Annotated in this window: 22 protein-coding genes and 2 pseudogenes; 9 read left to right on the top strand and 15 right to left on the bottom strand. The window is 66.2% G+C overall.

What is annotated here, in order from left to right:
* Positions 1-111: 111 nt before the first annotated feature.
* A complete protein-coding gene (locus tag ACHMXB_RS05700; RefSeq protein WP_395403532.1) occupies positions 112-732 on the top strand; it encodes a dihydrofolate reductase family protein in 621 nt (206 codons plus the stop codon).
* Here the strand turns inward: ACHMXB_RS05700 and ACHMXB_RS05705 are convergent.
* Positions 729-2,042 (bottom strand): aspartate aminotransferase family protein, encoded by a 1,314-nt coding sequence (locus ACHMXB_RS05705; RefSeq protein WP_395403534.1) that lies wholly within the window; start codon positions 2,040-2,042, stop codon positions 729-731. The genes ACHMXB_RS05700 and ACHMXB_RS05705 overlap by 4 nt on opposite strands.
* Positions 2,043-2,243: 201 nt before the next feature.
* On the opposite strand from ACHMXB_RS05705, the gene ACHMXB_RS05710 reads away from it, so the two are divergent.
* On the top strand, positions 2,244-2,879 hold the full coding sequence (locus tag ACHMXB_RS05710; protein WP_395403536.1) for a dihydrofolate reductase family protein: 636 nt from the start codon (positions 2,244-2,246) through the stop codon (positions 2,877-2,879).
* Between the two features lie 59 nt (positions 2,880-2,938).
* Here ACHMXB_RS05710 and ACHMXB_RS05715 read toward each other — a convergent pair.
* Both ACHMXB_RS05715 and ACHMXB_RS05720 read right to left on the bottom strand, forming a co-directional pair.
* A pseudogene (locus tag ACHMXB_RS05715) lies at positions 2,939-4,185 on the bottom strand (allantoate amidohydrolase).
* Positions 4,182-5,312: pseudogene (locus tag ACHMXB_RS05720) on the bottom strand (FAD-dependent oxidoreductase); the annotation flags it as partial. The pseudogenes ACHMXB_RS05720 and ACHMXB_RS05715, both read right to left, overlap by 4 nt.
* A 159-nt stretch (positions 5,313-5,471) precedes the next feature.
* On the opposite strand from ACHMXB_RS05720, the gene ACHMXB_RS05725 reads away from it, so the two are divergent.
* Together ACHMXB_RS05725 and ribA are read left to right on the top strand one after the other, a co-directional pair.
* Positions 5,472-6,344 carry a LysR substrate-binding domain-containing protein gene (locus tag ACHMXB_RS05725; protein WP_395405143.1) on the top strand — a complete coding sequence of 291 codons (873 nt, stop codon included), beginning with the start codon at positions 5,472-5,474 and terminating at the stop codon, positions 6,342-6,344.
* A 103-nt stretch (positions 6,345-6,447) separates the two neighbouring features.
* Positions 6,448-8,304, top strand: coding sequence for a GTP cyclohydrolase II RibA (ribA, locus tag ACHMXB_RS05730; RefSeq protein ID WP_395403538.1), 1,857 nt, complete (start codon positions 6,448-6,450; stop codon positions 8,302-8,304).
* Positions 8,305-8,328: 24 nt separating this feature from the next.
* Here ribA and ACHMXB_RS05735 read toward each other — a convergent pair whose 3' ends face one another.
* From ACHMXB_RS05735 to ACHMXB_RS05775, 9 genes are all read right to left on the bottom strand, one after another.
* The gene (locus tag ACHMXB_RS05735) at positions 8,329-9,543 is read right to left on the bottom strand and encodes a cytochrome P450 (protein ID WP_395403540.1); all 1,215 of its coding nucleotides are present in this window, start codon (positions 9,541-9,543) and stop codon (positions 8,329-8,331) included.
* The gene (gene bioD, locus ACHMXB_RS05740) at positions 9,540-10,214 is read right to left on the bottom strand and encodes a dethiobiotin synthase (RefSeq protein ID WP_395403542.1); all 675 of its coding nucleotides are present in this window, start codon (positions 10,212-10,214) and stop codon (positions 9,540-9,542) included. Before bioD ends, ACHMXB_RS05735 begins: the two co-directional genes overlap by 4 nt.
* Complete coding sequence (locus ACHMXB_RS05745) at positions 10,211-11,386, bottom strand: 8-amino-7-oxononanoate synthase (RefSeq protein WP_395405145.1); 1,176 nt, start codon at positions 11,384-11,386, stop codon at positions 10,211-10,213. The genes bioD and ACHMXB_RS05745 overlap by 4 nt, the downstream gene beginning before the upstream one ends.
* Before the next feature lie 8 nt (positions 11,387-11,394).
* Positions 11,395-12,798: an adenosylmethionine--8-amino-7-oxononanoate transaminase gene (locus ACHMXB_RS05750; RefSeq protein WP_395403544.1), complete on the bottom strand. Its 1,404-nt coding sequence runs from the start codon at positions 12,796-12,798 to the stop codon at positions 11,395-11,397.
* Complete coding sequence (locus ACHMXB_RS05755) at positions 12,768-13,004, bottom strand: hypothetical protein (RefSeq protein ID WP_395403546.1); 237 nt, start codon at positions 13,002-13,004, stop codon at positions 12,768-12,770. The genes ACHMXB_RS05750 and ACHMXB_RS05755 overlap by 31 nt, the downstream gene beginning before the upstream one ends.
* Positions 13,001-14,050: a biotin synthase BioB gene (bioB, locus tag ACHMXB_RS05760; protein WP_395403548.1), complete on the bottom strand. Its 1,050-nt coding sequence runs from the start codon at positions 14,048-14,050 to the stop codon at positions 13,001-13,003. Before bioB ends, ACHMXB_RS05755 begins: the two co-directional genes overlap by 4 nt.
* 203 nt (positions 14,051-14,253) lie before the next feature.
* The gene (locus tag ACHMXB_RS05765; protein WP_395403550.1) at positions 14,254-15,666 is read right to left on the bottom strand and encodes an aldehyde dehydrogenase family protein; all 1,413 of its coding nucleotides are present in this window, start codon (positions 15,664-15,666) and stop codon (positions 14,254-14,256) included.
* A 29-nt stretch (positions 15,667-15,695) separates the two neighbouring features.
* Entirely contained in the window at positions 15,696-16,496 is an 801-nt protein-coding gene (locus tag ACHMXB_RS05770; protein ID WP_395403552.1) for a MoaF C-terminal domain-containing protein, read from the bottom strand.
* Positions 16,497-16,556: 60 nt separating this feature from the next.
* Complete coding sequence (locus ACHMXB_RS05775; protein ID WP_395403554.1) at positions 16,557-17,993, bottom strand: APC family permease; 1,437 nt, start codon at positions 17,991-17,993, stop codon at positions 16,557-16,559.
* 213 nt (positions 17,994-18,206) lie between these two features.
* On the opposite strand from ACHMXB_RS05775, the gene ACHMXB_RS05780 reads away from it, so the two are divergent.
* Complete coding sequence (locus tag ACHMXB_RS05780) at positions 18,207-18,815, top strand: TetR/AcrR family transcriptional regulator (RefSeq protein ID WP_395403556.1); 609 nt, start codon at positions 18,207-18,209, stop codon at positions 18,813-18,815.
* Positions 18,816-18,831: 16 nt separating this feature from the next.
* Here the strand turns inward: ACHMXB_RS05780 and ACHMXB_RS05785 are convergent, their stop codons facing one another.
* Both ACHMXB_RS05785 and ACHMXB_RS05790 read right to left on the bottom strand, forming a co-directional pair.
* On the bottom strand, positions 18,832-20,139 hold the full coding sequence (locus tag ACHMXB_RS05785; protein ID WP_395403558.1) for a flavin monoamine oxidase family protein: 1,308 nt from the start codon (positions 20,137-20,139) through the stop codon (positions 18,832-18,834).
* Between the two features lie 36 nt (positions 20,140-20,175).
* On the bottom strand, positions 20,176-20,529 hold the full coding sequence (locus ACHMXB_RS05790) for a cupin domain-containing protein (protein WP_395403560.1): 354 nt from the start codon (positions 20,527-20,529) through the stop codon (positions 20,176-20,178).
* A gap of 117 nt (positions 20,530-20,646) precedes the next feature.
* On the opposite strand from ACHMXB_RS05790, the gene ACHMXB_RS05795 reads away from it, so the two are divergent.
* From ACHMXB_RS05795 to ACHMXB_RS05810, 4 genes are all read left to right on the top strand, one after another.
* Positions 20,647-21,231: a TetR/AcrR family transcriptional regulator gene (locus ACHMXB_RS05795; protein ID WP_395403562.1), complete on the top strand. Its 585-nt coding sequence runs from the start codon at positions 20,647-20,649 to the stop codon at positions 21,229-21,231.
* A 121-nt stretch (positions 21,232-21,352) separates the two neighbouring features.
* Complete coding sequence (locus tag ACHMXB_RS05800; RefSeq protein ID WP_395403564.1) at positions 21,353-22,486, top strand: amidohydrolase family protein; 1,134 nt, start codon at positions 21,353-21,355, stop codon at positions 22,484-22,486.
* 34 nt (positions 22,487-22,520) lie between these two features.
* Positions 22,521-23,867: a glutamine synthetase gene (locus ACHMXB_RS05805; RefSeq protein ID WP_395403566.1), complete on the top strand. Its 1,347-nt coding sequence runs from the start codon at positions 22,521-22,523 to the stop codon at positions 23,865-23,867.
* Positions 23,868-23,952: 85 nt separating this feature from the next.
* Positions 23,953-24,417 (top strand): phage tail protein, encoded by a 465-nt coding sequence (locus ACHMXB_RS05810; RefSeq protein WP_395403568.1) that lies wholly within the window; start codon positions 23,953-23,955, stop codon positions 24,415-24,417.
* A 42-nt stretch (positions 24,418-24,459) separates the two neighbouring features.
* Here the strand turns inward: ACHMXB_RS05810 and ACHMXB_RS05815 are convergent, their stop codons facing one another.
* Positions 24,460-25,047 carry an HhH-GPD-type base excision DNA repair protein gene (locus ACHMXB_RS05815; protein ID WP_395403570.1) on the bottom strand — a complete coding sequence of 196 codons (588 nt, stop codon included), beginning with the start codon at positions 25,045-25,047 and terminating at the stop codon, positions 24,460-24,462.
* Positions 25,048-25,071 lie beyond the last annotated feature (24 nt).

Raw genomic sequence — 25,071 nt, forward strand, 5'->3', positions numbered from 1 at the left:
GGGTCTTCTCATGCACAGGGCCATTGGACGCTGTGCCGTGGCTGTCTATTCTGATGCATGCAAGCAAGCTCACCGCGAGGCGACGGCGGTCGCCATGAGGAGGGTAGGGCAATGACTGAAGGCATGGGCCGGGTGGTCTGCGACATCACGGTCACGGCAGACGGATACTCGGCCGGTCTCAACCAGACGGAGCAGCGCCCGTTCGGCGATGACGGCGGCGACGGCTTCGGCAACGGGCTGCACGCCTGGATGTTCGAAACTCCCGACGAAAACCAGGCGGAGATCGACCAGATCGTTGCCGCCAAGGCCTTCATCATGGGCCGCAACATGTTCGGCCCGGTGCGTGGTGAGTGGGACCGGCAGTGGAACGGGTGGTGGGGCGACAATCCGCCCTTCCATGCCCCGGTCTTCGTGCTCACGCACCACCCGCGCGAACCGCAGCCGATGGACGGCGGCACCACGTTCCACTTCGTCACGGACGGCATCGAGTCGGCGTTGGCCCAGGCACACGCGGCGGCCGGCGACGGCGATGTGGCGATCGGGGGCGGGGCCACCACCATCAACCAGTTCCTCGCCGCCGGCCTGATCGACGAGTTGCGCGTGCACATCGCCCCGCTCACGTTCGGCGCCGGCACCCGGCTGTTCGAGGGCGTCCCGCCGCTGAAGCTCGAGCAGGTGAAGTCGCGGGCGGCGAGCCTGGTCACGCACGTGACCTACCGCCTGCAGGCCTAGCTCAGGTATGCGTCTGCCACAGACAGTGCCTCGTCCAGGATTGCCACGCCCGTCGCCGCGTCGGCGTCGGTCACGTTGAGGGGTGGGGCGACATTGACACGGTTGCCCTGGACCAGCGGCAAAAGCCCCCGGTCCACGCACGCCCTGGCGACGGCGATAATGGGCGCGATCTCAGTGGCTGTGCCTCCTGCGGGGACGAGCGGCTGTTTGGTCTGTCGGTCGCGGACCAGCTCCAGGCTCCAGAGGCCGCCAATGCCGCGCACGTCCCCCACAGAGGGGTGCCTCCCGGCAAGCTCCCTGAGTCCCGGCCCAAGGACATCTTCGCCCAGGCGGGCAGCTGCCGCCGCGGTCCCTTCCTCGTGCATCGCATTGATGGCGCCGACGGCTGCTGCGCAGGCAAGGGGGTGGCCGCTGTAGGTCATGCCCGCCGGATAGGGGCGCTTGGTGAACGCCTCGTAGATTTTATCGCCGACCAGCACGCCGCCCAGCGGAACGTACCCGGAGTTAACGCCCTTCGCGAATGCCATCAGATCCGGTGCCACACCAGCGTGGTCCACACCGAACCACGCTCCCGTGCGGCAGAAACCGACCATCACCTCGTCGGCGATGTAGACGATGCCGTGGCGGTCGCATAGCTCGCGGACGCCGCGCAGGTAACCGGGTGGCGGCACGATGACTCCCGAACTGCCCACGACTGATTCCAGGACCAGGCCGGCGATCGTCGACGGACCCTCCAGGAGGATCACCTGCTCGAGATGGGCCAGGGCCCGCTCGGACTCTTCCTCCGGCGTCCCTGATCCGAAGGCTGATCGGTACAGGAAAGGACCAAAGAAGTGGACAGCACCCGCGGCGCCCGTGTCCGAGGCCCAGCGGCGCGGGTCGCCCGTCAGATGGATCGACGTCGTGGTCGAGCCATGATACGACCGGTAGGCGGCGAGCACCTTGGGCCGTCCCGTGAAAAGGCGCGCCATCCGCACCGCGTGCTCGATGGCCTCGGTCCCACCCGTGGTGAACAGGACGTGCCCGAGGTGCTCCGGTGCGACTTCAATGATCAGCCGGGCCGCTTCGCCGCGGACATCTGAGGCGTGGCCGGGTGCGAGGGTGCACAGGCGGTCAGCTTGCTCCTTAATCGCGGCAACGATGCGCGGATGCTGGTGACCGAGGTTGGTGAACACCAGCTGCGAACTGAAGTCCAGGTAGCGCCGCCCGTCGACGTCGACGACGTGGCTCCCGGAGCCACCGACCAGCGTCGGCACCTCGCGCGGCCCCTGGACAGTCCAGGGGTGGAAGACCAGATCGTCGAGATTCATGACATCCTCCGTTGCTTGCGTGCCGGCTTGGTTGATTCCCGGCGCTCCGCTCCACTGCTTCACAGTGGCACCTTCCGGCGGCAGTTACCAGATGCCAGGCCCTTGAACGGCTGATCGCTCCGTGGATAGCATTGCCGGCACGGGCATCGACGGCGCAGCGACCCAGCGGCTCTTGCCATCGGTCAGGCGGAGGAGACGGTTATGGGCGGAACAAGTGCAGAAACGCCACCAGCCGAATTGATGGTGGACCTGATCATCTCCCTGGACGGGTATGCCTCTGCCGAGGGATGGCCGGGCTGGTGGGGTCTGGAGGGGCCGGAATATCTGGCGTGGCTCGAGGAGGAGGGAAAGAAGAAATACACCTTCCTCCTGGGGGCGAACACCTACCGGGTGATGTCCAGCATGTCGGAGGAGGCCTCGGCCGACCGCTCCGGATTCTCCGAGGATGAGGGAGCCGCCCTGACCGGCCTTGACGCAGTTCCCAAGGTGGTCTTCTCCTCGACCCTGCAGGCACCCCTGACCTGGCCGAACTCGGAGCTGGTGACCGGCAACGCCGTCGAGGCCGTGCGGGAAATGAAACGGACGGGAACCAGCACCTTCAGTACCCTCGGGAGCCTAAGCCTCTGCCGGTCACTGCTGACGGCCGGCCTCGTGGACCGGTTCAGGCTGGTCGTTTTCCCGGTCATTACGGGCCGCACCGGCCGGGAGCGGATTTACGATGGGTATCCGGACGTTTCGCTCGAGATGGTGAACAGCAGGACCTTCGACGGCCGGCTCCAGCTGCTCGAGTACGTCCCCACCGTGATTGACGGCCCGACGGGCGGCGGGAACAGGTAAATCAGCCACGGATGAGCTGGGCGTGCTGACATATCCCACGGCCAAAGCTTTCGATGACATCACGCCATGAGCCCCTGCAGGGCGTCGGCAAGGGTTTGAGCGCCGGTCTCGGCGTCCTCGTCCACGACGTGTTCCTCCGGTGAATGCGATACACCGCTCGGGTTCCGGACAAAGACCATGGCCGTCGGCACAAAGGGCGCCAGGACGCCGGCGTCGTGTCCGGCCCGGTGTCCAGGATGGGGGCATGCGGCAGCGCCAGCTGCAGCTCTTTCTGTAGACCGGAATCGAAATGCACGGTGGGGCTCAGCGACTCTTCGCGGAGTTCGACCCGGCAGCCTTCCTCGGCGGCAATGACCTGGGCCTGCGCATGGATGCTTTCCACCACGGCCGCCGTCACGGCGTCGTCGGGGTGCCGGACGTCCAGCCAGAAATCAACGCGCGAGGCGATGACGTTGGTCCCGCCGGGCACCGGCTGGAGCCGTCCCACTGTCGCTCGGGCGTGCGCCTGGTTCCGGGCGATGTCGCGGATGGCAACCACCATCCTCGAGGCCGAGACCATGGGGTCATGCCGGTCCGCCATCAGCGTGGTTCCGGCGTGGTTGCCCTGGCCGTGGACGCTCAGCCGCCAGCGTCCGTGTCCCAGGATGGAGGAGGCGATGGCGATGGGCTGGTCCAGGTCGATCAGGCCGCGGCCCTGTTCGACGTGCAGTTCGACGAACGCACCGATCTGGCCCAGCAGTTTCTCGTCGCGGCCCACGAAGCGGGGGTCCAGGCCATTGGCCCGGGCGACGTCGGCGAAGGTTGAGCCGTCAGGGTCCCGCAGGTTGCGGGCCTTGTCCGGATCGATGGCGCCGGTCATCAGCCGCGAGCCCAGGCAGGCGACGCCGAACCTGGATCCTTCCTCCTCCGGGAACACCACGACGGCGAGTGGCCGGGTGGGGTTGGCCATGCGTGCCTTGAGGATATCCACTGCCACCAGGGCTGACGCGACGCCGAGCGGGCCGTCGAACGCGCCTCCGCCCGGCACCGAGTCGAGGTGGCTTCCGGTGACAAGGCTGTTGCTGCGGTCCCCGCCGGGCACATCCCACCAGGCCCAGATGGCCCCGTTGCGGTCCGTCTCCACTGAAAGGCCGCGCTTGGTGGCCTGTTCGATGAACCAGCTGCGAAGATCCAGTTCGGCGGTGGAGTACACCGGCCGCGTGTAGCCGCCGCGGAGCGCATCCGTGCCGGTGGCTGCAATCTCGGAGAGCAGCCCGGTCACCGTTGCTGCCGACACCGAGGGCAGGGGAGTGGTGCCGGGGGTCATTTGTGCGCCCCCGCTGTTGCCTGAGCCTGGGCTGCGAGCCGGAACTGGTCCGGGACGGGCCCTGCGCCGGTTGCCAGGTCCGCCGCGAGCTGCCCGATGAGCGGGGCAAACTTCGCGCCGTGGCCCGAGCAGGGGGAGAGGATGGTGATGCCGTCGGCCCGGTCGAGGATGAAATCCTCCGTGGGGGTGTTGGTAAAGAGGCAGGTGGTCTCTGCGTAGGGTTCCTGTACCAGCCCCGGCAGGTACTGTTCCACGTACTCAATGACCCGACGGCGGTTGTCCGGGTTGATCTGTCCGTCCTGTTCGGCGGCCGACGGCAGGATCTTCCCGCCGTTGTACTCGGCAACCTTCTGCCCGCGGAATCCGGCGTCGCGTCCGCCCGGCAGGCCATACGCCTGCCAGCCTGCTCGCTTGTGAATGAATGTGGGCCACGGTGAAGCGACATGGTCGGTGCCGTCGGCGTAGGGGAAATGGTAGGCCTGTTCCTGCCGCACCTCGATCGAAGGCATGCTGGCCAGGAAGGACGACGGCAGCGACAGCGATCCCAGCAGCTGGGGGAGCCAGCCGCCGGCGGCAACAATCACGTTGGCGGCCTGCAACGTGCGCCCGTCTTCGGACGTCAGGGTGTAGTTCCCGTTGGACCCGGAGATCGAGGCAACGGCCCAGTTGTTGTGGAGTTCCGCGCCGTGCGCCACGGCCTGGTCCACCATGGAGGCGACGGATTCGTGTGCGTCGATGACACCGGCGTCCGGGTGCCACAGGACCTGGGTGTCGAAGGCGATTTGGGGCCACCGGCGGTTGGCTTCTTCCGGGCTCAGAAGTTCGTGGTCAATGCCGCGTGCTTCCAGTACGGCGGCCAGGCGCTCCGGTTGACGGATCGCGCCGTAGTCCACCGCTCCGGTGGGGGTAATGAGTTCCTTGCCGCTGAAGCGCGCCAGTTCGTCCCAGCCGGCCTTGGCCTCCTGGACGAGGCCGGTGTAGAACTCCTCGGGGTAGGCGTAGCGGAAGATGCGGGCGGAGCCGTGCGAGCTGCCCGCATCATTCGCGGGGGTTGACCGCTCCAGCAGGGCAACGTCGTGCCCGCGGGCGGCGAGATGCCAGGCGGTGGCAGCTCCGGACAGCCCAGCGCCGACGACGGCGTATTAGGTCGATTCCATGGATGGCTCCTCTGACGGGGAATGGGCGTCGGGGCAGCGCCTCTGTTCATATCCAGTAACTCACCCGGTAGTGCAGCCGGCCCAATATCATTTACCTTGTAATTATTAGCGTCTGCCGAAAGAATCGCCCTGGAACTCCGCCAGCTAAGGTACTTCCTCGTCGTCGCAGACGAGCTGCACTTCGGCCGCGCCGCCGAACGCCTGCACATCACCCAGCCGCCGCTAACCGTGGCCGTCAAGGGACTCGAGCGTGAGCTTGGTGTCCAGCTCTTCGACCGCACCACGCGCCGTGTGACGCTGACGGCGGCTGGCCAGGCGTTCAGGGACCGGATCCAGGCCGCCGTGGCGGACCTTGATGATGCCGCCGGAGACGTTGCCGACGTCGCCGCAGGCAAGAGCGGCAAGATCAGGGTGGGGTTCGTCAGCTCCGCGAGCTATACCACCGTGCCGGAGGCCCTCAGGGCTTTCCGCCAGCAGCGCCCGCGCATTGACCTTGTGCTGCAGCCCCTCACCAGCGGCGAGCAGATTGAGCAGTTGTTGGACGGAAACCTGGACCTGGGACTGATCCGGGACCCTGGCGACGTGCCGGGCCTGAACCTCGAACTGCTGAGCGCCGAAGACCTGGTGGTGGTCCTTCCGGATGCGCACCGTCTGGCGGCGGCGGAAGAGGTTCGCCCCGAGGATCTTGAAGGGGAGCCAATGATCCTGTTCCGGCTGATGCCCGGTTTCGTGGCGAGGGTCCTCCGGCTCTTCGAGCCCCTCCCCACCCCGCCCGTCTTGGTCCAGCAGGCCATCCACCAGGAAACGGTCCTCGGCCTGGTCGCGGCGGGCCTGGGCGTATCCGTACTGCCGGAATCGGTGCAGCGGTTCCAGATGCCCGGGGTCACCACCCGCCGTTTTGCGGGGAGGCCGCAGACGGAGCTCTACGTTGCGCGGTCCCTCGGCCGTTCCCCCGCTGTGGAGGACTTCATCACGTGCCTCAAGGGAGAGATTCCGGTGTAGGTCCCGGCAACCTCATGCACGATGTAGTGCTTGAAGCTTGAACTAATCGACGCTATGGTTAGTTTAAGCTTCAAGTAATCTCCTGGAATGTCGAGGACCCCTGATGACCGCTTGTGTTGAATCCGCTGTGCTGGATGCGTCCCTGCCCCTTGCCACCGTGCGGAGCCAGGTGACTGTGCCGCTGCGCTTTCCCGACGGTTTCAGCACGACGGCCGAGGTGCTGACGTTTCGTGGCCTCGCAGACGGTAAGGAGCACCTGCTGCTCGCCCTGGGCCAGTGGGAGCAGACGCTCCTCGCTCACGACGTGCCGCTGGTCAGGCTGCACAGCGAATGCATGACCGGCGACGTGTTCGGCAGCCAGCGCTGTGACTGCGGACCGCAGCTCCGCGAGGCTGTCGAAGAGATCGCCGCAGCAGGCGGATTCCTGCTGTACCTCCGCCAGGAGGGCCGCGGCATCGGCCTCTACTCCAAGCTCGACGCCTACGCCCTGCAGGACACCGGCCTTGATACCTATGACGCCAACCTGGCCCTTGGCCACGGCGAGGACGAGCGCAACTACACTGCGGCCGCACAGATGCTCGGCGCCCTCGGCGCCGCGAGCATCCGCCTTCTGAGCAACAACCCGGACAAGGCCGCTCAGCTGACGGCCCTGGGCATCGACGTCGCCGAACAGGTTCCCACTGGTGTGTACCTCTCGCCGGCCAACCACAGTTACCTGGCGGCGAAGCGGGACCGCACCGCGCATACGCTGGAACTGTCCAGGGCCGACGTCGGACATGTACCGCCCGTGCCGGGCGGCACCGTCCCCAGCCACGAGGAGATGCTCGACCGCATCGACGAACTGGTTCCCCGGCTGCGGGATCGGGCGGAGGAAACAGAGCGGCTGCGCCGCCTCCCTGAATCCACCATGGCCGAACTGAAGGAGGCTGGCGTGTTCCGGATCCTGGCTCCGCTGGAGCTGGGCGGATACGGCATGGGCGTGAAAACCTACGGGGAGGTCATCCGGCGGCTTGCCCGGGGTTGTGCGTCGACGGCCTGGACCGCCGGACACCTGATCGAGCATGTGTGGATGCTGGCGCGCTGGCCCCGGCGGGTCCAGGACGAAGTGTTCGCCGGCGGGCCTGCTCCGCTGGCTGCGGCCACGGGTGCTCCCGTGGGCACGGCGACGAAGGTGCCGGGAGGGTTCTCGATCTCCGGCCACTGGAGCTTCGCGACAGGGGTCATGCATTCGGAATGGGCACTGCTGGCGGTGCAGTCCGACGGCGTCCGCCTGCAGTTCCTGGTCCCCGTGGCCGAGCTGGAACTGCTGGATGCGTGGCACACGGCCGGGCTGCGGGGGACCGGCAGCAACGACCTGCGGGCCGAGGACCTGTTTGTTCCGGAGCACCGGGCCATGGACTGGGCGCTGCTGAGTGCAGCGGACAATCCCGGCAGCCGAATCCACCCGGATCCGATGATCCACACGCCCATGTCAACGCTGCTTAACCTGGTGGCACCCGCCGCCGCACTGGGTGCCGCCGAGTACGCCGTCGAGGTCTTCCGGGAAAGGATGCTGGTGCGCCGGGTGAAGAACACGGTAGACAGCCGGCAGGCGGATTCGCCGCTGGCGCAGGCCCGCTTCTCGCAAGCCTACGGGTTGGTTGCCACGGCGCGCCTGCACTGGCAGGAAGCTCTCAGCATCGTTTCGTCGTCACTTGAGCGCAAGCCGTCGGTCCTGACTGAAGGCGAGCGAGCTAGATACCGGCTCTCCCTGGCCCTCAGCGGGGAGGCAGCGGAGGAAGCAGTGCGGCTCACCGTCTCGCGCTCGGGCGGCAGTGCCCACCGGCTTTCACATCCGCTGCAGCGGATCCAGCGCGACGTGAATGTTCTCCTCAACCACCCGACCCTGAACCTGGATCCGATCCTCGAGCAGGCGGGCAGGGGTTTGCTGGGCCTGGGGTTCACCGTGCCGTCCTTCTAGCCAGTGTCCTCCTAGCCATGCCTTCTATCCAGGGCCATTGTTCGCTTGCAGGCCGGTCCGGCCCGGCGGGTTCGTCACGCTGACGGTCCGGGGCGCCTGGAAGGAGAGGTGCCGGATCCATTCCGGTTCGTGGTCCCGCAGCCGGATCCCCGGCAGCGCCGCCGCGGCTTCCCGGACGATAACGCTGGCTTCCAGTTCGGCCAGCTTGGCCCCGAGGCAGCGGTGGATCCCCGAACCGAAGATGAGGCCGGTTGACGGTCCGCGCCCGGCCTCGGCATGCGGCGACGGGTCCGCAGGCGTACTCCCTCCGGTGAACCGGTTGCCGGACAGTTCAAGGAGGATCTCGGTCCCGGCGGGAATCCGGGTGCCACCGAGGCCGGTGTCGTGTGCGGCCACGCGCCGCCAGGTGGGGACTGACGACTCGGTGGCGAGCACATGTCTCACTGCGGAACTGGCGCCGGCTTCCGAGGCCGCGTCCCTCCAGTCCACGGGAGCGGCACCCTCCAGCAGCCGGAACAGCGTGGTGCTGATCAGCTGCGTCGTGGTTTCCTGGCCGGCGATCAGCAGGAAGTAGCCGAGCGAGCACATTTCTGTCCTGGCGAGGCCATGCCCGGCCAGCGACTTGAACAGGTTGCGTCCGGGAGCCGCCACGGATTCGGCCACGAGCCGGCGCAGCCAGACGTAGAACTCGGCGGCGCTGCGGGCCAGCTCGAGCTGCCGGTCCCCGTCAGGCCAGCCCCAGAACAATTCCATGGAGTCCAGCCCCCAGCGCTTGAGGTCCGCAAGATCCCGCACAGGCAGCCCGAGGAGTTCGAGCATCACGACCGCCGGAGGAAACGCTGCCACCCTTTCCACGAGGTCCGTGTGGCCGGTCCGGGCAAGCTGGTCCACGGCGTTGCCCGCCGCCTGCCTTGCCAGTTCGCGGATGCGCGGTTCCATGGCGGCTACGGTGGCCGGCGTGAAAAAGCCAGCCACCACCTTGCGGATTCCGCCGTGCGACCCGGTGTCGTTGCTGGCGAGGACCGGAGGCAACGCAAAGCCCACCCGTTGCAGAGCGCGCAGGGCCGGACCCTCCAGTGGGGTCACCGCAACCAGGGCATTCGCGGGACTAAAATCGGCGGGGCGGTGCAGGACGTCGCGGACCTCTTCCGGGTCCCGCACCACGAGGTACGGGCACCTGCCACCATCGGGAGTTTCCGCCGGGGCCGGCGCCAGAGCCGTACTGGCTGCCTTCATCATGCGGGCACCCCGTGCAGCCATGCGGCCGCGCCGGCCCGAAAATCGGCCGGGGAGAGTTCCGAGGCCTGCTCGGGAAGGGCTCCCAGGAGGGGGACCCGCAGTGTCCCGAGCACCTGCCGGTTGCTGTGGTGCACCGCGTCGGGGCTGACGGGCCAGCTGCCGAGCACGACGCCGAGGACGTCGAGCCCCCGGCTGGACAGCGCTTCGAGGGTCAGGGCCGTGTGGTTCAGCGTCCCGAGGCCTGGCCGGGCGACGAGCACGAACGCAGCTGCCAGCAGCGAGCCCAGGTCAGCCAGGGTGCCGCCGTCCGAATCCAGTTCCACGAGCAGACCCCCGGCGCCCTCCACCAAAACGTGGTCGTGGGCCTCGGCGAGTTCGCGGATCCGCTCTGCGTGCGAAGCCAGAGCGGGCAGCGGCGTCCCGTCGATGGCGGCAGCCGCCACTGGCGCCAGAGGCTCCTGCAGCACGACGCCGGCTTCAGCGCTCACGCCGGTGAGACGCACGATTTCGGACGCGTCGGAATCGCCGTCGGCGGCACCCGACTGGCACGGCTTGTAAACCGCGACGCTCCGTCCCATTCCGTGCAGGACGGCGGCGAGGGCCGCCGTCGTGATGGTTTTGCCGACGCCGGTGTCCGTTCCGGTGACCAGGATGACGGGGGACAGGCTCATGGAAGTTCCTCCAAAATGCCGCGCAGCACTGCGCAGCTGTCTTCGATGTCTTCGGGCGTGAGAGTGGCGCGGGCGGTGAGCCGCAGCCGCGAGATCCCGTCCGGAACGGACGGCGGGCGGAAGCAGCCGACCCGGACGCCGGCGCGGCGGGCGGATTCCGCGGCGGCCAGGGCCGATTCCGCGGACGGCATGGGGATGGACTGGACGGCGCCTGCGGTCCGGTCGGGGGCAGTGCCGTTTCGGCCCACAGCGCCGCGGTTGGCAAGGGCCGGGGCAAGTCCGGCGGCAAGGGCTGCCGCGTTGCCGTGCACGGATGCTGAGCGCCACGGTTCGTCCCGGATGATCCGCACCGCGGCGAGGGCCGCGGCGGCGGACGCCGGTGCCAGCCCGGTATCGAAGATGAAGCTGCGGGCCCGGTTGAGGAGGTGTTCCCGCATCAGCGCAGATCCCAGGACTGCTCCTCCCTGGCTGCCCAGGGCTTTCGACAGCGTGGCCGTCACGATGACGTTTGCGTGCCCGGCGAGGGCGGTCCCGGACACCGAGCCGCGGCCCTGGAACCTGCCGGAGCCGGTGACGCCGAGGCTGTGCGCCTCGTCGATGAGCAGCACGGCGTCGTATTGCTCGGCCAGGGCCAGCAGGTCAGCCAGCGGCGCCTCGTCACCGAGGACGCTGAAGACGGATTCGACGGCGATCACCGCCCGCGGCTCTTTCCGGCCGGCAAGGAGGCGGTCGGCTTCCTCAACGCTGTTGTGGGCGAACGACTCGGTGCGGGACCGGCTGAGCCGGAAACCATCGATCATCGAGGCGTGGCAGTGCTCGTCCGCGACGATCAGGGTCCCGGGGCCGCCCAGCGCCGTGATCACCCCGATGTTGGCCAGATAGCCGGAGGAAAAGACCAGCGCGGATTCCATCCCGGCCAGCAGGGCCAGTTCCTGCTCGAGCTCCAGATGCAGCTGCGTGGTTCCGGCCACCAGGCGGGAGGACGTGGCGCTAGCACCCCACCGAGACGCGGCCTCCGCGGCTGCCCCGGCAACCCGCGGGTCGGTTGAAAGGCCGAGGTAGTCGTTGCTGGCCAGGTCGATGAACTGTTCGTGCGCGGCGCGGGGGAGCGGGCGGCGGACCTGGCCCCGGCGTTCCCTGACGGCGGCCTGCCGCTCGAGCCACTGCGTCATCGCGGCGCTCAAGATGCACCGCCGGAGTGGGCTGGGACCCGATCGTGGACCCCGGCTTCATGAACCTCGGCGACGGTTTCGGTCATTGCAGCCGTGATCTGTGCGATGTCCGCCGCGGTGCTGATGTACGGCGGCATGGCGTAGACAAGGTTCCGGAACGGGCGCACCCAGACGCCGCGGCGGATGGCTGCCGCGGTGACGGCGGTGACGTCGACGGCGTCGTGCAGTTCGATGACCCCGACGGCGCCGATGGTCCGCACGTCCCGGACGGACGACAGTTCCCGGGCCGGTGCCAGCCCGGACGCGAGGCCGGTGCCGATCCGGGCGACGTCGGCCCGCCAGCGGCCGGTCTCAATGATGCCGAGGCTGGCGTTGGCTACCGCACACGCCAGCGGGTTGCCCATGAACGTGGGGCCGTGCAGCAGGGCACCGGCCTGGCCGCCGGAGACAGCCGCGGCCACCTCAGCGGTGCAGAGCATGGCGGCGAGGGTCAGGTACCCGCCGGTCAGGGCCTTGCCTACGCACATGATGTCGGGCACGACGCCGGCGTGATCACCTGCGAACAGCTCGCCGGTGCGGCCAAAGCCGGTGGCGATCTCGTCGAAGATGAGCAGTAACCCGTGCCGGTCCGCCACCTCCCGGAGCGCTGTCAGGCAATCGGCCGGGTACGCGTGCATGCCGCCGGCACCCTGCAGCACAGGCTCGACGACGATCGCTGCCAGTTCCGTGGAGTGCGCAGCCGCGAGCTGCGCCACGTCGGATGCCCACGCCTGCACCGCTTCGGGCGTTGCCGACGCTGCCGCCGGCGGACGGGGCGCAAAGAGGTTGCCGGCGAGCAGCCCGGGGAAGGCCGAGTGCATGCCGTCCACGGGATCACAGACCCCCATGGCCGCGAAGGTGTCGCCGTGGTAGCCACCGTGGAGGCTGAGGAACCGCTGCCGCCGCGGGTGGCCGGCCGCGGTCTGGAACTGCACCGCCAGCTTCAGCGCCACCTCGACGGCGACCGAGCCTGAGTCCGCAAGGAACACCCGCTCCAGCCTGGACCGGCCGGGGGCACCCGGGGCCATGGCCACCAGGCGTTCGGCCAGTTCCACGGCCGGGGCATGGGTGAGTCCGCCAAACATCACGTGGCTGAACTTTTCCAGCTGCGCTTTGGCGGCGGCATCGAGCACCGGGTTGCGGTAGCCGTGGATCACGGACCACCACGAGGACATCGCATCGGTCACCTCGTGGCGGGTGCCGTCTTCGCTGCGGAGCCGCAGCCGCACACCGTCGGCCGCCTCAACCTCCCACAGCGGAAGGTCAGGGGAGGCCGGCGCGTAAGGGTGCCACAACCGTACGCGATCGCGCTGGATGAGGTCAGTCCGCTCCGAATCCTGTGTCACGGGACCAGCACCCCGTGGCGGGAACATTCCGCTGACCAGCCCAGCGGCGTGACCTGGACCTTCATCCGGCGCCGGCAGGCGGCGCAGTAGCGCGGCGGTTCCATGGCCAGGCGTGCGCCGCACTCACGGTGAGCGGACGACGGCGGCCCGTCGCCGCCGTCGTACGGCTCACCGCAGTGCCCGCAAAAGGCGGCCCCGCTGGTTGAGCCCGTCGAAACCGAAAGCCCGGTCATAGCGTCTTCTGGAGTTCCTTGATCGGCATGTTCAGCTCGACCAAGAGATTCAGGTCCGCCGTCGCAGGGCGGCCCAGCGTGGTGAGGTAGTTGCCGACGATCACGGCGTTGATGCCGCCGAGCAGCCCGTTGCGGGTGCCGAGGTCGCCGAGGGTGAGCTCGCGGCCGCCGGCATAGCGCAGGACCGTCCGGGGCATGGCGAACCGGAAGGCGGCGATGGCGCGGAGGGCGTCCTTGCCGTCCATGATGCCCTGGTTTTCGAGCGGGGTCCCGGGGCGGGGATTGAGGAAGTTCAGCGGCACCTCGTGGGGTTCGAGGGCGGCGAGCTGGGCGGCGAGTTCGGCGCGCTGCTCGAGGGTTTCGCCCATGCCGATCAGGGCGCCGCAGCACAGTTCCATGCCGGCGGCCTTGACCATGTTGCAGGTCTCGAGGCGTTCCTCGTAGCTGTGCGTGGTGACCACTTCCGGGAAGTAGCTGCGGGCCGTTTCCAGGTTGTGGTTGTAGCGGTGCACGCCCCATTCGGCGAGCTGGTCCACCTGGCGCTGGCTGAGCATCCCGAGCGAGCAGGCGATGTTGATGTCAACTTCCTCGTTGATGCGGTCGATCGCGAACTTGATCTGGTTCATGAGCTTGATGTCGGGGCCGCGGACGGCGGCGACGATGCAGAACTCTGTGGCTCCGGTGGCGGCGGTTTCCTTCGCGGCCTTGACCAGTTCGGGAATGTCGAGCCACACGCCGCGGACAGGGGAGTCGAACAGGCCGGACTGGCTGCAGAAGTGGCAGTCCTCCGGGCAGCCGCCGGTCTTGATGGAAATGATGCCCTCCACCTCGACGTCCTCGCCGCAATGCTTGAGGCGTACTTCGTGGGCCAGTTGCAGCGCGGCGGGAAGGGCCTCGTCCGGAAGGCGGAGTACTTCCTCAAGCTGCTCCTGGGTCAGCCCGGTGCCGTCCTCGAGGACCTGCTGCCTGGCGGTTTCGAGGATGGGGAAGGTGTCGGGGATGGTCGCGTGGCTTGTGGCCTCGCTCGCGTCTGCCTGAATCGTCATTGATGGGTCCTTTGCGTGTGATGGCTGCGGATATTCCTCCGAACCGACGCTAATTCCCCATCGGGGGCAAGATTTTGTTGGGTCCCGACAAGCAGGTAACCGGGACATTAGCCGGGTCCTACCCTGGTTCTCTGCTTGGTGGCGTGCCAAAAGGGCCGCCGTCGCGGTTGGCGACGGCGGCCCTTGAGTTCTGTTGGTGTTGGCTACCCGTTGATGACCTGGGGGATGCCGAGGTGTTTGAGGCCTTCGACGCCGAATTCGAGGCCGTAGCCGGATTGCTTGGCGCCGCCGAAGGGGACGCGGGGGTCGACGGCGCCGTGTTTGTTGATCCAGACGGTGCCGGCTTCGATGCGGGCGGCGACTTCGCGGCCGGCGGTGAGGTCGGGGGACCAGACGGAGGCGCCGAGGCCGACGTCGAGGGCGTTGGCGTATTCGATGGCCTGGTCGATGGTGCTGTAGCGGATGATCGGCAGGGCCGGGCCGAACTGTTCTTCGGCGACGAGCGGGTTGTCGTTGTCGATGTCGGCGACGAGGGTGGTGGGGTAGAAGTAGCCGGGCTGGTCGGGGTCGGGGTTGCCGCCGAGCAGGATCCGGGCGCCGGAGTCGCGGGCGGCTTCGACGAGGTTGGCGACGATGTCGTACTGGGCTTTGTTTTGCAGCGGGCCGAGGACGTTGTTTTCGTCCAGGCCCACGCCCATGGGCATGGCCTTGGCGACGGTGGTGAGTTCTTCGCAGACGGCGTCGTAGATGTCGTCGTGGACGTAGAGGCGCTTCAGGGCCGCGCAGGTCTGGCCGGTGTTGATGAACGCGCCCCAGAACAGGTCCTGGGCGATGGTTTTGGGGTCGGCGTCGGGCAGGACGATGCCGGCGTCGTTGCCGCCGAGTTCGAGGGTGAGCCGTTTGACGGTGTCGGCGGAGGATTTGATGATCGCTTTGCCGGCGGCGGTGGAACCGGTGAACATGATCTTGCCGATGGCCGGGTGTTCCGCCAGGCGGGCGCCGACTTCGCGCCCGCCGGAAACTACTGACAGCAAGCCTTCGGGCAGCTCCTCGTTGATGATCTTCACCAGCGCCAGGACACTCAGCGGCGTATACTCCGAAGGCTTGACCACCACCGCGTTCCCCATGCGCAGGGCGGGGGCAATCTGCCATACCGTGATCATCATCGGCCAGTTCCACGGGCCGATGGCGCCCACGACGCCGAGGGGCCGGTAATGGAGCTCGGCGCGGGTTTCGCCGTCGTCCACCACAACTTCCGGGTCCAACGGAGTGCTGGCGGCGGCCCGCAGCCAGGCGGCGCAGGCGCCGACTTCGAAGCGGGCGTTGGGGCCGTTGAGGGGTTTGCCCTGCTCGCGGGAGAGCAGCTGGGCGAGTTCCTCGGCGGAGCGTTCGACGGCGTCGGCGGCCTTGAGGAGGGCGGCGGACCGGGCGTCGTGGCCGAGTGCTGCCCACGCCGGCTGGGCGGCGGTGGCCGCGGCGACCGCGGTCTCGAGGTCCTCAACGGCGTGGACCGGCGCCTCGCCGACGACGCCGCCGGTGGCGGGATCGAAAATGGTCCGGCTGGCTTGAGCGGGCGCTGCGGTAATGCTGGCAAGCAATGAATCGTAGGTTTCCAATGGTGTTCCTCGGGGAGTGGCTTTGTTGGCTAATGCTTGTGGGTGTCGTGCGGGTATTCGGTGGTGTTTAGGACCGTGAGGCGGGAGTCGAAAGGGAGGACCACCGGTTCAGCCGCGGGCTCGTCCCAGCCGAACATCCGCCCGATGGAGCGTTGCTCGCGCAGGTCTATGAGGAGGACGGCCTCAACGGTCATCACCTTTTCGGTCCAGAAGAACAGGTACAGGTCCTCGGCAACGTCGAAAGTGAGGCAGCGGTCAGTGTCGGCGAGACCAGCCTCGCCGCCGCGAAGGCAGTGCCAGGTGAAGGTGCCGGCGTTGAGGTAGATGTGTTCGTAGGTCTCGACGTCGCTGTAGCGGTAGTAGATGCGCTTGCCGGCCAGCCCGCTGGAGCGGGAGTGGTGGGCCGCAGACCCTTCCACGTTTCCGTGGCTGAACGTAGTAGTGCTGCGGATCTTGTCTCCTTCGGCGATGAAGGAGCTGACGGCGGTTGTCACGGCGCCGGTGTTCCTGTCGAGGATGACGGTGACATTTTCAGCGTGGCGGTCTTCGCCCTTGACGAAGTCGATGATGAAGATCCCGGGTCGCGCTTCGATCGCCTTGTACCCAGCTGCACCTTGGTCCTCTTCGCCGTCTGCAGACGTCCAGGTCAGGGAATGCGCGTCATCGAAGAAGTACTCGATTGCGCCACCGCCGTCTTGGGTGAGGTGCAGTGAGGTGCCCGTCAGGGCGGCGGAGGGGGGCAGGGTTTGGTCTCCGAATCCGTCGAGCATGGTGGCCACGGAGGGCCATTCGTTTTCGGGAACGTAGTCCTGGATGTCAGTCGCGGTCATGGTTTTCCTTTGGTTGAGATTCGTTTTGCTGAACTGTTTGGTTCTTGAGGCGTTGTGGCGTCAGACGATTTCGGAGGCGTAGTCGATGGACGGTTTCTGAGCTCCCCGGGCAATTCCTGCGATGAGGACGATGGGGATGCCGAGCAGAAGCCAGCGTGCGGCACCACCGGCGCCGCCGAGCAGGGCGTCGTAGTTGTCCAGGGTCAGGTAGCCGATGAGGATGAACGAAATGAAGGACAGGACGGGTGCGATGACGGTTACCCAGAGGTTGTCCCGGATCTTCGCCCTGGCGAAAAAGACGATGATCGCTGCGGACGTCAGGAGGAGGATGCTGATGAAGCCGGCGGTTCCGAGGGCGACAAACCATGCGAACACAGTGGTGATGGGGTCGGCCCCGGAGATCAGGAAGGCGCTGATGATGGTCAGGACCACGAGGCCGTTGATCAGCCCGGCGAACCTCGGGGCGCCGCTCTTTGAGACTGATGCCAGCTTTGCGGGCAGCGTACCTGCGCGTCCCAGGGCGAAGAGATACCGGGCGAACATGTTGGCCAGGCCCAGCATCATGGCAATGAAGCTGGTCACGACGAGGATTTGCATGGAGAGACTGAGCCAGGAGCCGGCGCTGCTCTGGGCGAGGTCGAAGATCATGCCGGCGGGGTTGCCTGCGGCTTCGGACTGGACCCGGTCGATGCCGATCGCTCCGCTGATTGCCCACGTGGAAACCATGTAGAAGAAGCCGACGAAGGCGATGACGAGATAGGCAGCGCGCGGAATCGTCTTGCGAGGGTTCACGGCTTCCTCCGCAAAAACGACTGTCGCTTCAAAGCTCGTGAAGCAGGCAAAGGCGAACAGCAGTGAGATGCCAAGTCCGGGGCCGACGATGTTGGCGCCAGTGAACCCGTCGAAGGTGAAGATCCCGAACCCCTTTTGGGCGATCAGCGAAACGACAAGTGCAGCAACGACGAGCGTTTCGCCCAGGATCAGAATGCCCAGGACCTTCAGGCTCGCATCCACACCCTTCATGGTCAGGGCGGTGGCCAGGGACAGCACGGCGACGATCCAGAAGTAGGGCGGTACCCCAAGTCCTGTCAGGCCTTCGACGAGCTGCTGTGCGAAGACGCCGAACTGGGACCACAGCCCCACCTGGAGGCTGACATAGGTCAGGATTGCGATGCCCGCCCCGCCGGTGGCCCACTTCGTTCCCAGTCCCTTGGCGATGTAGGCGACAAATCCCCCTGCGTTGGTGATGCTGTGGCTCATCCGCAGATATCCCACGGAAAACAGGGCCACCAACAGGGCTGCGATCACGTAAATGACGGGGGTTCCGGGTCCGCTGGCCGCGAACAGAACAGGGCTCGCGCCGACAACGGCCGCCATGGGCGCGGCGGCAGCGATCGCAAAGAAGGCAACTGCGACGACGCCCAGTTTATTCGGCCTCAGGCGGACAGGGCTGGTGACCGTGTCCTGAGCGGGCATCTGTCCGGTTTGTTGATTCATGGTGTGGCTCTTTCGCCAGGGCAAGGACTCACGAGTCATGCCTATGAGTAAGTGTGGGTGCCGGTTGAAGGCGCACCCCCTCGTGCACGTCTTCCGGTGAAAGCGATTGTGACGAGCGGAACGTGAGCCGCATCACGAGCAAAACTCTACAAGTGTTTAGTTCTGGATGTCAAGGGTCTCAATCAGGCGTGCCGGCGGGGCTAAGATCGCCTTATGAGCTTGGATTCCCAACGTTTGCCCTACGGGGATGGCCGCGATGCACTGCTGGCGGCGGTCATTGATGTTGTTGCCGAGAAGGGCCTGCGGGGAGTCACTTACCGTTCTGTTGCTGCCCGGGCAGGTGTGAATCACACGCTCATTACGCATCACTTCGGTTCGATCGAAGGTTTGCTTGCGGCCACCCTTGAGTGGGCTGTGCAGCGGTCCATTGATGAAACCGGGCTTGCCCGCGTAGCTGATTTCGACGAGCAGTTCGCCGATGCTCTCCTGGCCTCCGTGGCCTCTGAGCCGGAATTGCAGCTGTTCCAGTTTGAAATGCTTCTTGAGGCGCGGCGAAAGCCGGAGCTCAAGGCCCTTCTGGACCGCCTGTATGACAACTACATCTCAACGGTCGAAACGGCTCTCCGCCAGCGTTCCCTCGATACGGACGACGAACTTTCCCGGGCGGTTTTCGCCGCACTCGACGGCCTGATGCTCCAGTTCCTCACGTTTGGAAATCCGGGGAAGATCAGATCCGCCGTCGTCCAGGTCGGCAGGCTTCTTGAGCGTTCGGGCGCAGCCGGCGACGCGAACGCCGCCGGCCTCTCCACGGCCGAGAAGTAACGCGGTGCCCTGAAAGTCAGGCGCTGCGTTCGTTCACTATGCTCCGGGCTGCCTCCAGGCCGCTTTCGATGGCGCCGTCGATGAAGCCGCCCCAGCCGTTGGCGTAGTCCGAACCTGCGAATGAAAGCGCTCCCTGCGGCTGCTGGAAGCTGGACAGGGACTCCGTCAGGAACCCTGGCCGGTGCATGGGCCAGGTCTGTCCGGACAGCGGGTCGTTGGTCCAGTCGTGGCTGGCGACGTCCAGCACTTCAAGGTCCGGGACCAGCAGGTCGAGGGCAGCCTGGACCTGCTTGGCATCGTTGGCGTCGAGGCGTGCGGTGTCCGGTCCGAACGCGACCAGGATGGTGTTGCCGTCCTGGTCGTATTCCGCCTGGACGAAGTTCAGCGGCCACTCAGCGGCACCGAGGGCAACGAACGGCTTTACCTCGTCCCTGACCGTGATCCACACCTTGATGCCTTTGGAGACCTGGCCTTCAGCGACGCTCTTCCGGCTGGCTGCGGGAAGCGGGGGATCGAACGCGACCGCCCCCATGGAGCCAAGGGGAAGCGTGCAGATCACGTGCGCTGCGTCGAACTCCTGGCCGTCGCTGATCATGACGGTGGCGTTGCCGTCGGTGTAGTGGACGGCCGAAACGGTTTTCCCGAGGCGCACGTCTGTTCCGGCAGCGATGCCGTTGATCAGTTTGCCGGTGCCGCCCTGGATCTTGAAGGTGGCGCAGGCTTCGAAGTTGACCATCCAGTCGCCGTTGGTGAGCGCAACCCAGCGCAGCGCCTGGGTGTAGGCGGCGTCGTCTATGGGGCCGTTGAAGTTCAGCGCCCAGAAGGATTCTAAGATGTCGCGGGAGTCGTCCGCGATCTGGAGTTCAGCGATTTTCTTTGGCAGGGAAACGTGGTCAATGCCCTTAACGTCAGGGTTGGTGAACGGAGCGAAAGGCTGCGGGAAGTACTCGCGCGATTGTTCCACCAGCATCCGGTTAGGGGCATCGATTTCGTTCAGCAGCTGATCCGGGCTGCCCTCGTGCCGTGCGCCGCCGGCCCACCAGTAGGCACGTTCCGGGACCGGGCTCTGAACGGTGCCGATTCCGTAGCGCGTCATTTCCGCCCAAACGTAGGGCTGGGTCCAGTGGACCCAGGTCCCGCCGATTTCAAGGGGGCGGCCAAGTCTGTCATCGAGCCAGGTCCGGCCGCCGATGCGGTCGCGGGCTTCGAGAACGATGACGGACAAACCGGCCTGGCGCAGTTCACGGGCCGCGGTGAGCCCGGCAAAGCCGGCTCCAATGATGACGACGTCGGCCTGCTGGGTCTGGGGGATGGTGTTATTCACGATGGGGCCTTCTGCTTCCAAAATTCCGGGTGCTGATCAGGAGTAGACAAAGAACTCCGTGGTGTCTTCGACGACGGTCCACCGGGTTTGGGCTCCCTTGTTGAATGAAGCCGCTGAGCCTGCCTTCAGATCGAAGCTCTCGCCGCCGTCGACCTCAATGTGCAGGTGGCCTTCGATGATGTGGATGGTCTCGTCCGCCTCGATGAGCAGATCGAACGGCTCGGGGGCCTCTGCAGTGGTGACGTGCCAGAATCCGGCGGACAGCGCAGGACGGTCGCCGTCTCCGGGGCGTCGCACCCACTGGACCTGGCCCAGGATGAAGGGCTCGTACTTCTGCGGATCGAAGGCATCGTGGACTGTGAATTCAATGGCGTTCGTGGACGTGGACATTGGTTCCTCCTGGGATTTGAGCAACTCTGCAGGTGCTTAGTTGTGTGTTGCATCACAGCTAAGCATTTGCAGAGGTTTGAAGTCAATACCCAGCGGCCAGCGGTTAGAATCGGTGACATGAGCGGGCAGAAACAAAATGGCTACGGCACAGGGCGCGAAGCCCTGCTGGCCGCAACCGTGCATGTGGTGGCGCGCAAGGGACTGCGGGGCCTGACATTCCGTGCTGTTGCCGAGCACGCCGGCGTCAACAACACTTTGGTGGTCCATCACTTCGGCAAGCGGGACGCCCTCATCGAAGCCGCACTCGAATGGTCCGTGCAGCAGTCGATCGGGCTGTCACAGCTGGAAGCGCTGCCTGCGACCGAGGAGGAGTTCTGCCAGAGCATTCTGTCGCTGATTGAGGACAACCCCGACATCCAGATTTTCCAGTACGAAATGATCCTGGAATCGCGGCGGCGCCCCGAACTGGCGGGGCCGGTGCGGCACCTCTACGAAAGTTACGTCGCAGCGCTCTCGGACGGCCTGCAGCGGATCGGCTTCGGCGGCCAGGAGGGTGCTGCCCAGGCCGCATTCGCAGCACTGGACGGCTTGGTCCTGCAGCTGCTGGCGGGAGTGAATCCCAAAGGCGTCGAGGCAGCCATCCGGTACCTCTGGGTCGCTTTCGGCGGGCGGGTAACCACCCCGGCGGTCAACGCCAGCTGAAACTGGAAGGAGCCCTGCGTGCGCGTTCTGGCAGTGAATCACGTCAGCCTCGACGGCGTTCTGCAGGGGCCGGGGCGCCCTGACGACGACACCCGGCAAACACAAGTAGTTGGCCGGGACGATGACTGACGGGAACCACCGCAGCGTTGACCTGCCCCTGGTCGACCACCACTGCCACGGCGTTGTCGAGGCCGAACTGTCCGACGACGGGTTCAGGAGCCTGGCCACGGAGTCCGACTGGGCGGCACCGCCAGGCACGGACAGCCTCGATTCGCCCTTCGGCCTGGCCGTACGGCGTTTCTGCGCCCCGATCCTCGGACTCGAGCCGCTTGCGCCACTTGATGAATACCTTGCGCGGCGCAGGAGCATTGGCGCCGCTAAAGCCAACCGGCTGCTGCTTCGCAGCACCGGAACCTCCGAATACCTCCTTGACACGGGCATACGCGATGCTCGGCTTCCTGAACCCGATGCCATGGCAGTGCTTGCTGATGCCCGGGTTCGCGAGATTGTCCGCATCGAGAGAGTGGCAGAGGAATTTGCGGCCGAGTCCACGGCAGCGGGCTTTGTTGCGAAGTTCCCGGCGACGCTGGCCGCCAGAAGCCGGGAGGCGGTGGGCCTGAAATCCATCATCGCCTACCGTCATGGTTTCGACATTCCCGCGGAACGGCCATCCGAGGGTGAAGTGCGCAAGGCCGCCGATGAATGGTTCCATGCTGCGGAGAGGACCGGGACCTTTAGAGTGACCGACCCGGTCCTGCTGAGGTTCGGGCTTTGGTCCGGGATCGACGCAGGCCTTCCCATTCAGCTCCACACGGGATACGGCGACGGCGACATTGAGCTGTTCCGGGCTGATCCATCCCGGCTCACCCCGTTCTTTCACGCCACCAGAACACTGGGCGTCGATTTCATGCTGCTGCATTGCTACCCCTTCATCAGGGAAGCCGGGATCCTTGCCCAGGTCTTCCCGCACGTCTACCTGGACACGGGCTTGGTTTCGCATTACCTGGGCCCGAGTGCCGGCACAGCGATCCGCCAAGCGATGGAGATTGCACCGTTCAGCAAGGTTCTGTACTCATCGGACTCGTATGGCCTTGCCGAGCACTACGCCGTCAGTGCGACCAGCTGGCGAACGGAGTTCGCGGCCCTGATGGACGAATGGATTGCAGCGGGCTGGGCAACCACCCAGGACGCCGACAGAATTGCCACGATGGTTGCCTCGAAAAACGCCCAGCGCGTCTACAACTTGAACGCCTAGGCTCAGCGCCGATTGCCTGAACGGAAGGAAAGCCGTGACTTCAAATCCCAAGGCAGACTTGGATCTCCAGCAGGTCAGGGCTCTTGTCATCTCCCACCTGGATAACGCAGGTGTGGCGCGGGTGAAAGTTTTGCCGGGACCCAGGGTCGAGGGCGCCTTCCACCATGGCTGCGGCGTCTCAGTGAGCGTCGGTGTCCTGCTGGCCGCCGACGACCACGTCACCCGGTCCTCCGTGATCGATCCCATAGTCGGTGACCTGCGCGGAATGCCGGACCGCTCGGCAGTTGCCGTCATCGACAAGGCAAGCGGCCTCGCCTGGGCGCCGGCCGACCTGGTGGACATGCAGGGCGTTCCGTTTCCAAATTGCCAGCGCACGGCACTCAAACGTGTTGCTGCCGAATGGGCCACGGCCGGGCTGGAGGTGTCGGTGGGCTTCGAGCTGGAGTTCACTGTGTTCAGCGGCACTCGGGATGCGCCTGTGCTGGCGCACGATGGTCCGGGTTATGGTGCGGCCGCATTCCTTCAGCTGGAAGCATGGAATCTGGATGTGCTTACAGGACTGGTGGAAGCCGGCGTTCCGGTTGAACAGATCCACCCCGAGTATGGCCGGGGCCAGGTGGAGATCGCCCTGGCCCCGAGGAGCCCGGTTCAGGCGGTCGATGATTACCTTCTCGCCCGGTTCATCATCGCCCGGGTTTCCCGCCGGCATGGATTGCACGTTTCCTACTCGCCAATAGCGGACTCCAAAACTGCGACCAACGGCTGCCACATCCATTTCTCCGCGAGGAACGGGGACGGCAACGTCTTCCACGACCCTGCAGCCGCCACGCAGATGAGTCCGGAAGGCGAGAGCATGATCGCGGGCGTGCTCGGCAGGCTGGCGGAAAGTGCAGCATTGCTGGGCGGAAGCGCCTTGAGCCTGGCCCGGCTTCAACCAGAACAATGGGCGGGCAGTTTTATTTGCTGGGGCACCGGCAACCGCGAGGCCGCCGTCCGCTTCGTGCCGGGCCTCAAGGGCGACGAGGACGGCCAATCGAACGTCGAAGTGAAATGCTGCGATGGATCCGCCAACCAGTACCTTGCCGTGGCAGCCATTCTTGCCTCCGCGATGGAGGGCCTCAGGAGAGGGCTGAAACTGCCTGCGGAGGTCACGGTCGATCCCGGGACCCTGAGTGAGACGGAGCGGGAGCGACTGGGTATCCGGGCGTTTGCGCCTGACATGTTCACGGCCCTGGACGATCTGGAGGGCAGCGCTTTCCTTCGCTCAGCTTTCGGCCATGAATTGCTGGACGCCTATGTGGCTGTGCGGCGCGGCGAAGCAGAGCGGTTTGCCAAGCTGGACCGCGAGGCTGTGATCGCCGCCCTCCGCTGGCGCTACTGACTCCGAACGATCAGGAATTGAGAAGCCGGGCTGCAGCGCCGGACATTAGGGTGAGGAGTGCGATGAATCATAACCAGGAGGGCGCATGCCATACACCGTAGACTTCCAGAACGTGTCCACCGTTGGCGTGGAATCGTCCCCAGTGGCGGAACCGCTGGCAGGACTGCGTGCCAACGAGGCACGTTATTACAAGAACAAGTACGACCACACTTTCACCGTCAAGCCCGCCAGCGAGGCGCCGGAAACGCTCGACTGGGTCAACCGCATCCTCTCCGAAGAGCGCAACATCGTCATCTCGTCCCGTCCGCTTGAGGTTACCTCCTTCGAGGTGGACGGTTTCCGGATGGCGTATGTGTTCTACGAATCCGGCCTGTCAATCAACGTGATGTACGGCATCGAGGACGGAGCGAAGCGGGCAGTGGGCTTCAAGCTCTCGCAAGGCATGGAGGTTCCCGAGGAACTCGCATCAAGCTTCAAGTTCGCGAGGCAAAAGTCGAAGCTGGCCGGTGAGATCCGCGGCTCCTACTTCGTGATCAAGGGCGAGTACTGAGCCTGTAACGCCAAGGCGACCGGCCGCCGTCGTACTTCACCGTTATTCGGCGGCCGGGGCCTTCGCTGCCTTGGCAGCAGCCTTCGCCGCCTGCTTGCTGGCCCGCACCTTCGTCAGCGACTCGGGGTCCACGATGTCCGCGACCGAGAGGTAGGAACCCTCTTCACCGTAGTGCCCGGCGGCCTCGCGCCACCCCGCCGCCTCGAGTCCGCGCTGCTTGCCGAGCAGCGCCAGGAAGATCTTGGCCTTCTGCTCGCCGAATCCCGGCAGGGCCTTCAGCCTGCGGAGCACTTCCTTGCCATCGGGTTCGTCCCGGGTCCAGATGGCGGTTGCGTCGCCGTTCCACTCGCTCTGCACGGCCTCGGCGAGCGCCTGGACGCGGCCGGCCATGGAGCCTGGGAAGCGGTGGACTGCCGGACGTTCCTTGAACACTTCAACGAAGCCTGCCGGGTCATGTTCGGCGACGGCGGCAGGACTGATGGACCCGATGCGCGCGCGGATCTTTTCCGGTCCGGCGAACGCCGACTCCATGGTCACCTGCTGGTCCAGGAGCATGCCGGTGAGCAGCGCGAAAGCGTCATCGCTGAGCAGTTTGTCGGCGGCAGGGTCGCCGGTGATGTGCAGTTCCATGCGCCCATCCTCCCACTTCCGGCC

Source organism: Arthrobacter sp. UC242_113 (genome assembly GCF_044054585.1).
Lineage (GTDB): Bacteria > Actinomycetota > Actinomycetes > Actinomycetales > Micrococcaceae > Arthrobacter.

Bases quoted from the DNA above. Each gene is read 5' to 3' on its own strand.
- ACHMXB_RS05700 (WP_395403532.1), top strand. From the start codon at position 112: ATGACTGAAGGCATGGGCCGGGTGGTCTGCGACATCACGGTCACGGCA.
- ACHMXB_RS05705 (WP_395403534.1), bottom strand. From the start codon at position 2,042: ATGAATCTCGACGATCTGGTCTTCCACCCCTGGACTGTCCAGGGGCCG.
- ACHMXB_RS05710 (WP_395403536.1), top strand. From the start codon at position 2,244: ATGGGCGGAACAAGTGCAGAAACGCCACCAGCCGAATTGATGGTGGAC.
- ribA (WP_395403538.1), top strand. From the start codon at position 6,448: ATGACCGCTTGTGTTGAATCCGCTGTGCTGGATGCGTCCCTGCCCCTT.
- ACHMXB_RS05735 (WP_395403540.1), bottom strand. From the start codon at position 9,543: ATGATGAAGGCAGCCAGTACGGCTCTGGCGCCGGCCCCGGCGGAAACT.
- bioD (WP_395403542.1), bottom strand. From the start codon at position 10,214: ATGAGCCTGTCCCCCGTCATCCTGGTCACCGGAACGGACACCGGCGTC.
- ACHMXB_RS05745 (WP_395405145.1), bottom strand. From the start codon at position 11,386: ATGACGCAGTGGCTCGAGCGGCAGGCCGCCGTCAGGGAACGCCGGGGC.
- ACHMXB_RS05750 (WP_395403544.1), bottom strand. From the start codon at position 12,798: ATGTTCCCGCCACGGGGTGCTGGTCCCGTGACACAGGATTCGGAGCGG.
- ACHMXB_RS05755 (WP_395403546.1), bottom strand. From the start codon at position 13,004: ATGACCGGGCTTTCGGTTTCGACGGGCTCAACCAGCGGGGCCGCCTTT.
- bioB (WP_395403548.1), bottom strand. From the start codon at position 14,050: ATGACGATTCAGGCAGACGCGAGCGAGGCCACAAGCCACGCGACCATC.
- ACHMXB_RS05770 (WP_395403552.1), bottom strand. From the start codon at position 16,496: ATGACCGCGACTGACATCCAGGACTACGTTCCCGAAAACGAATGGCCC.
- ACHMXB_RS05775 (WP_395403554.1), bottom strand. From the start codon at position 17,993: ATGAATCAACAAACCGGACAGATGCCCGCTCAGGACACGGTCACCAGC.
- ACHMXB_RS05780 (WP_395403556.1), top strand. From the start codon at position 18,207: ATGAGCTTGGATTCCCAACGTTTGCCCTACGGGGATGGCCGCGATGCA.
- ACHMXB_RS05790 (WP_395403560.1), bottom strand. From the start codon at position 20,529: ATGTCCACGTCCACGAACGCCATTGAATTCACAGTCCACGATGCCTTC.
- ACHMXB_RS05795 (WP_395403562.1), top strand. From the start codon at position 20,647: ATGAGCGGGCAGAAACAAAATGGCTACGGCACAGGGCGCGAAGCCCTG.
- ACHMXB_RS05800 (WP_395403564.1), top strand. From the start codon at position 21,353: ATGACTGACGGGAACCACCGCAGCGTTGACCTGCCCCTGGTCGACCAC.
- ACHMXB_RS05810 (WP_395403568.1), top strand. From the start codon at position 23,953: ATGCCATACACCGTAGACTTCCAGAACGTGTCCACCGTTGGCGTGGAA.
- ACHMXB_RS05815 (WP_395403570.1), bottom strand. From the start codon at position 25,047: ATGGAACTGCACATCACCGGCGACCCTGCCGCCGACAAACTGCTCAGC.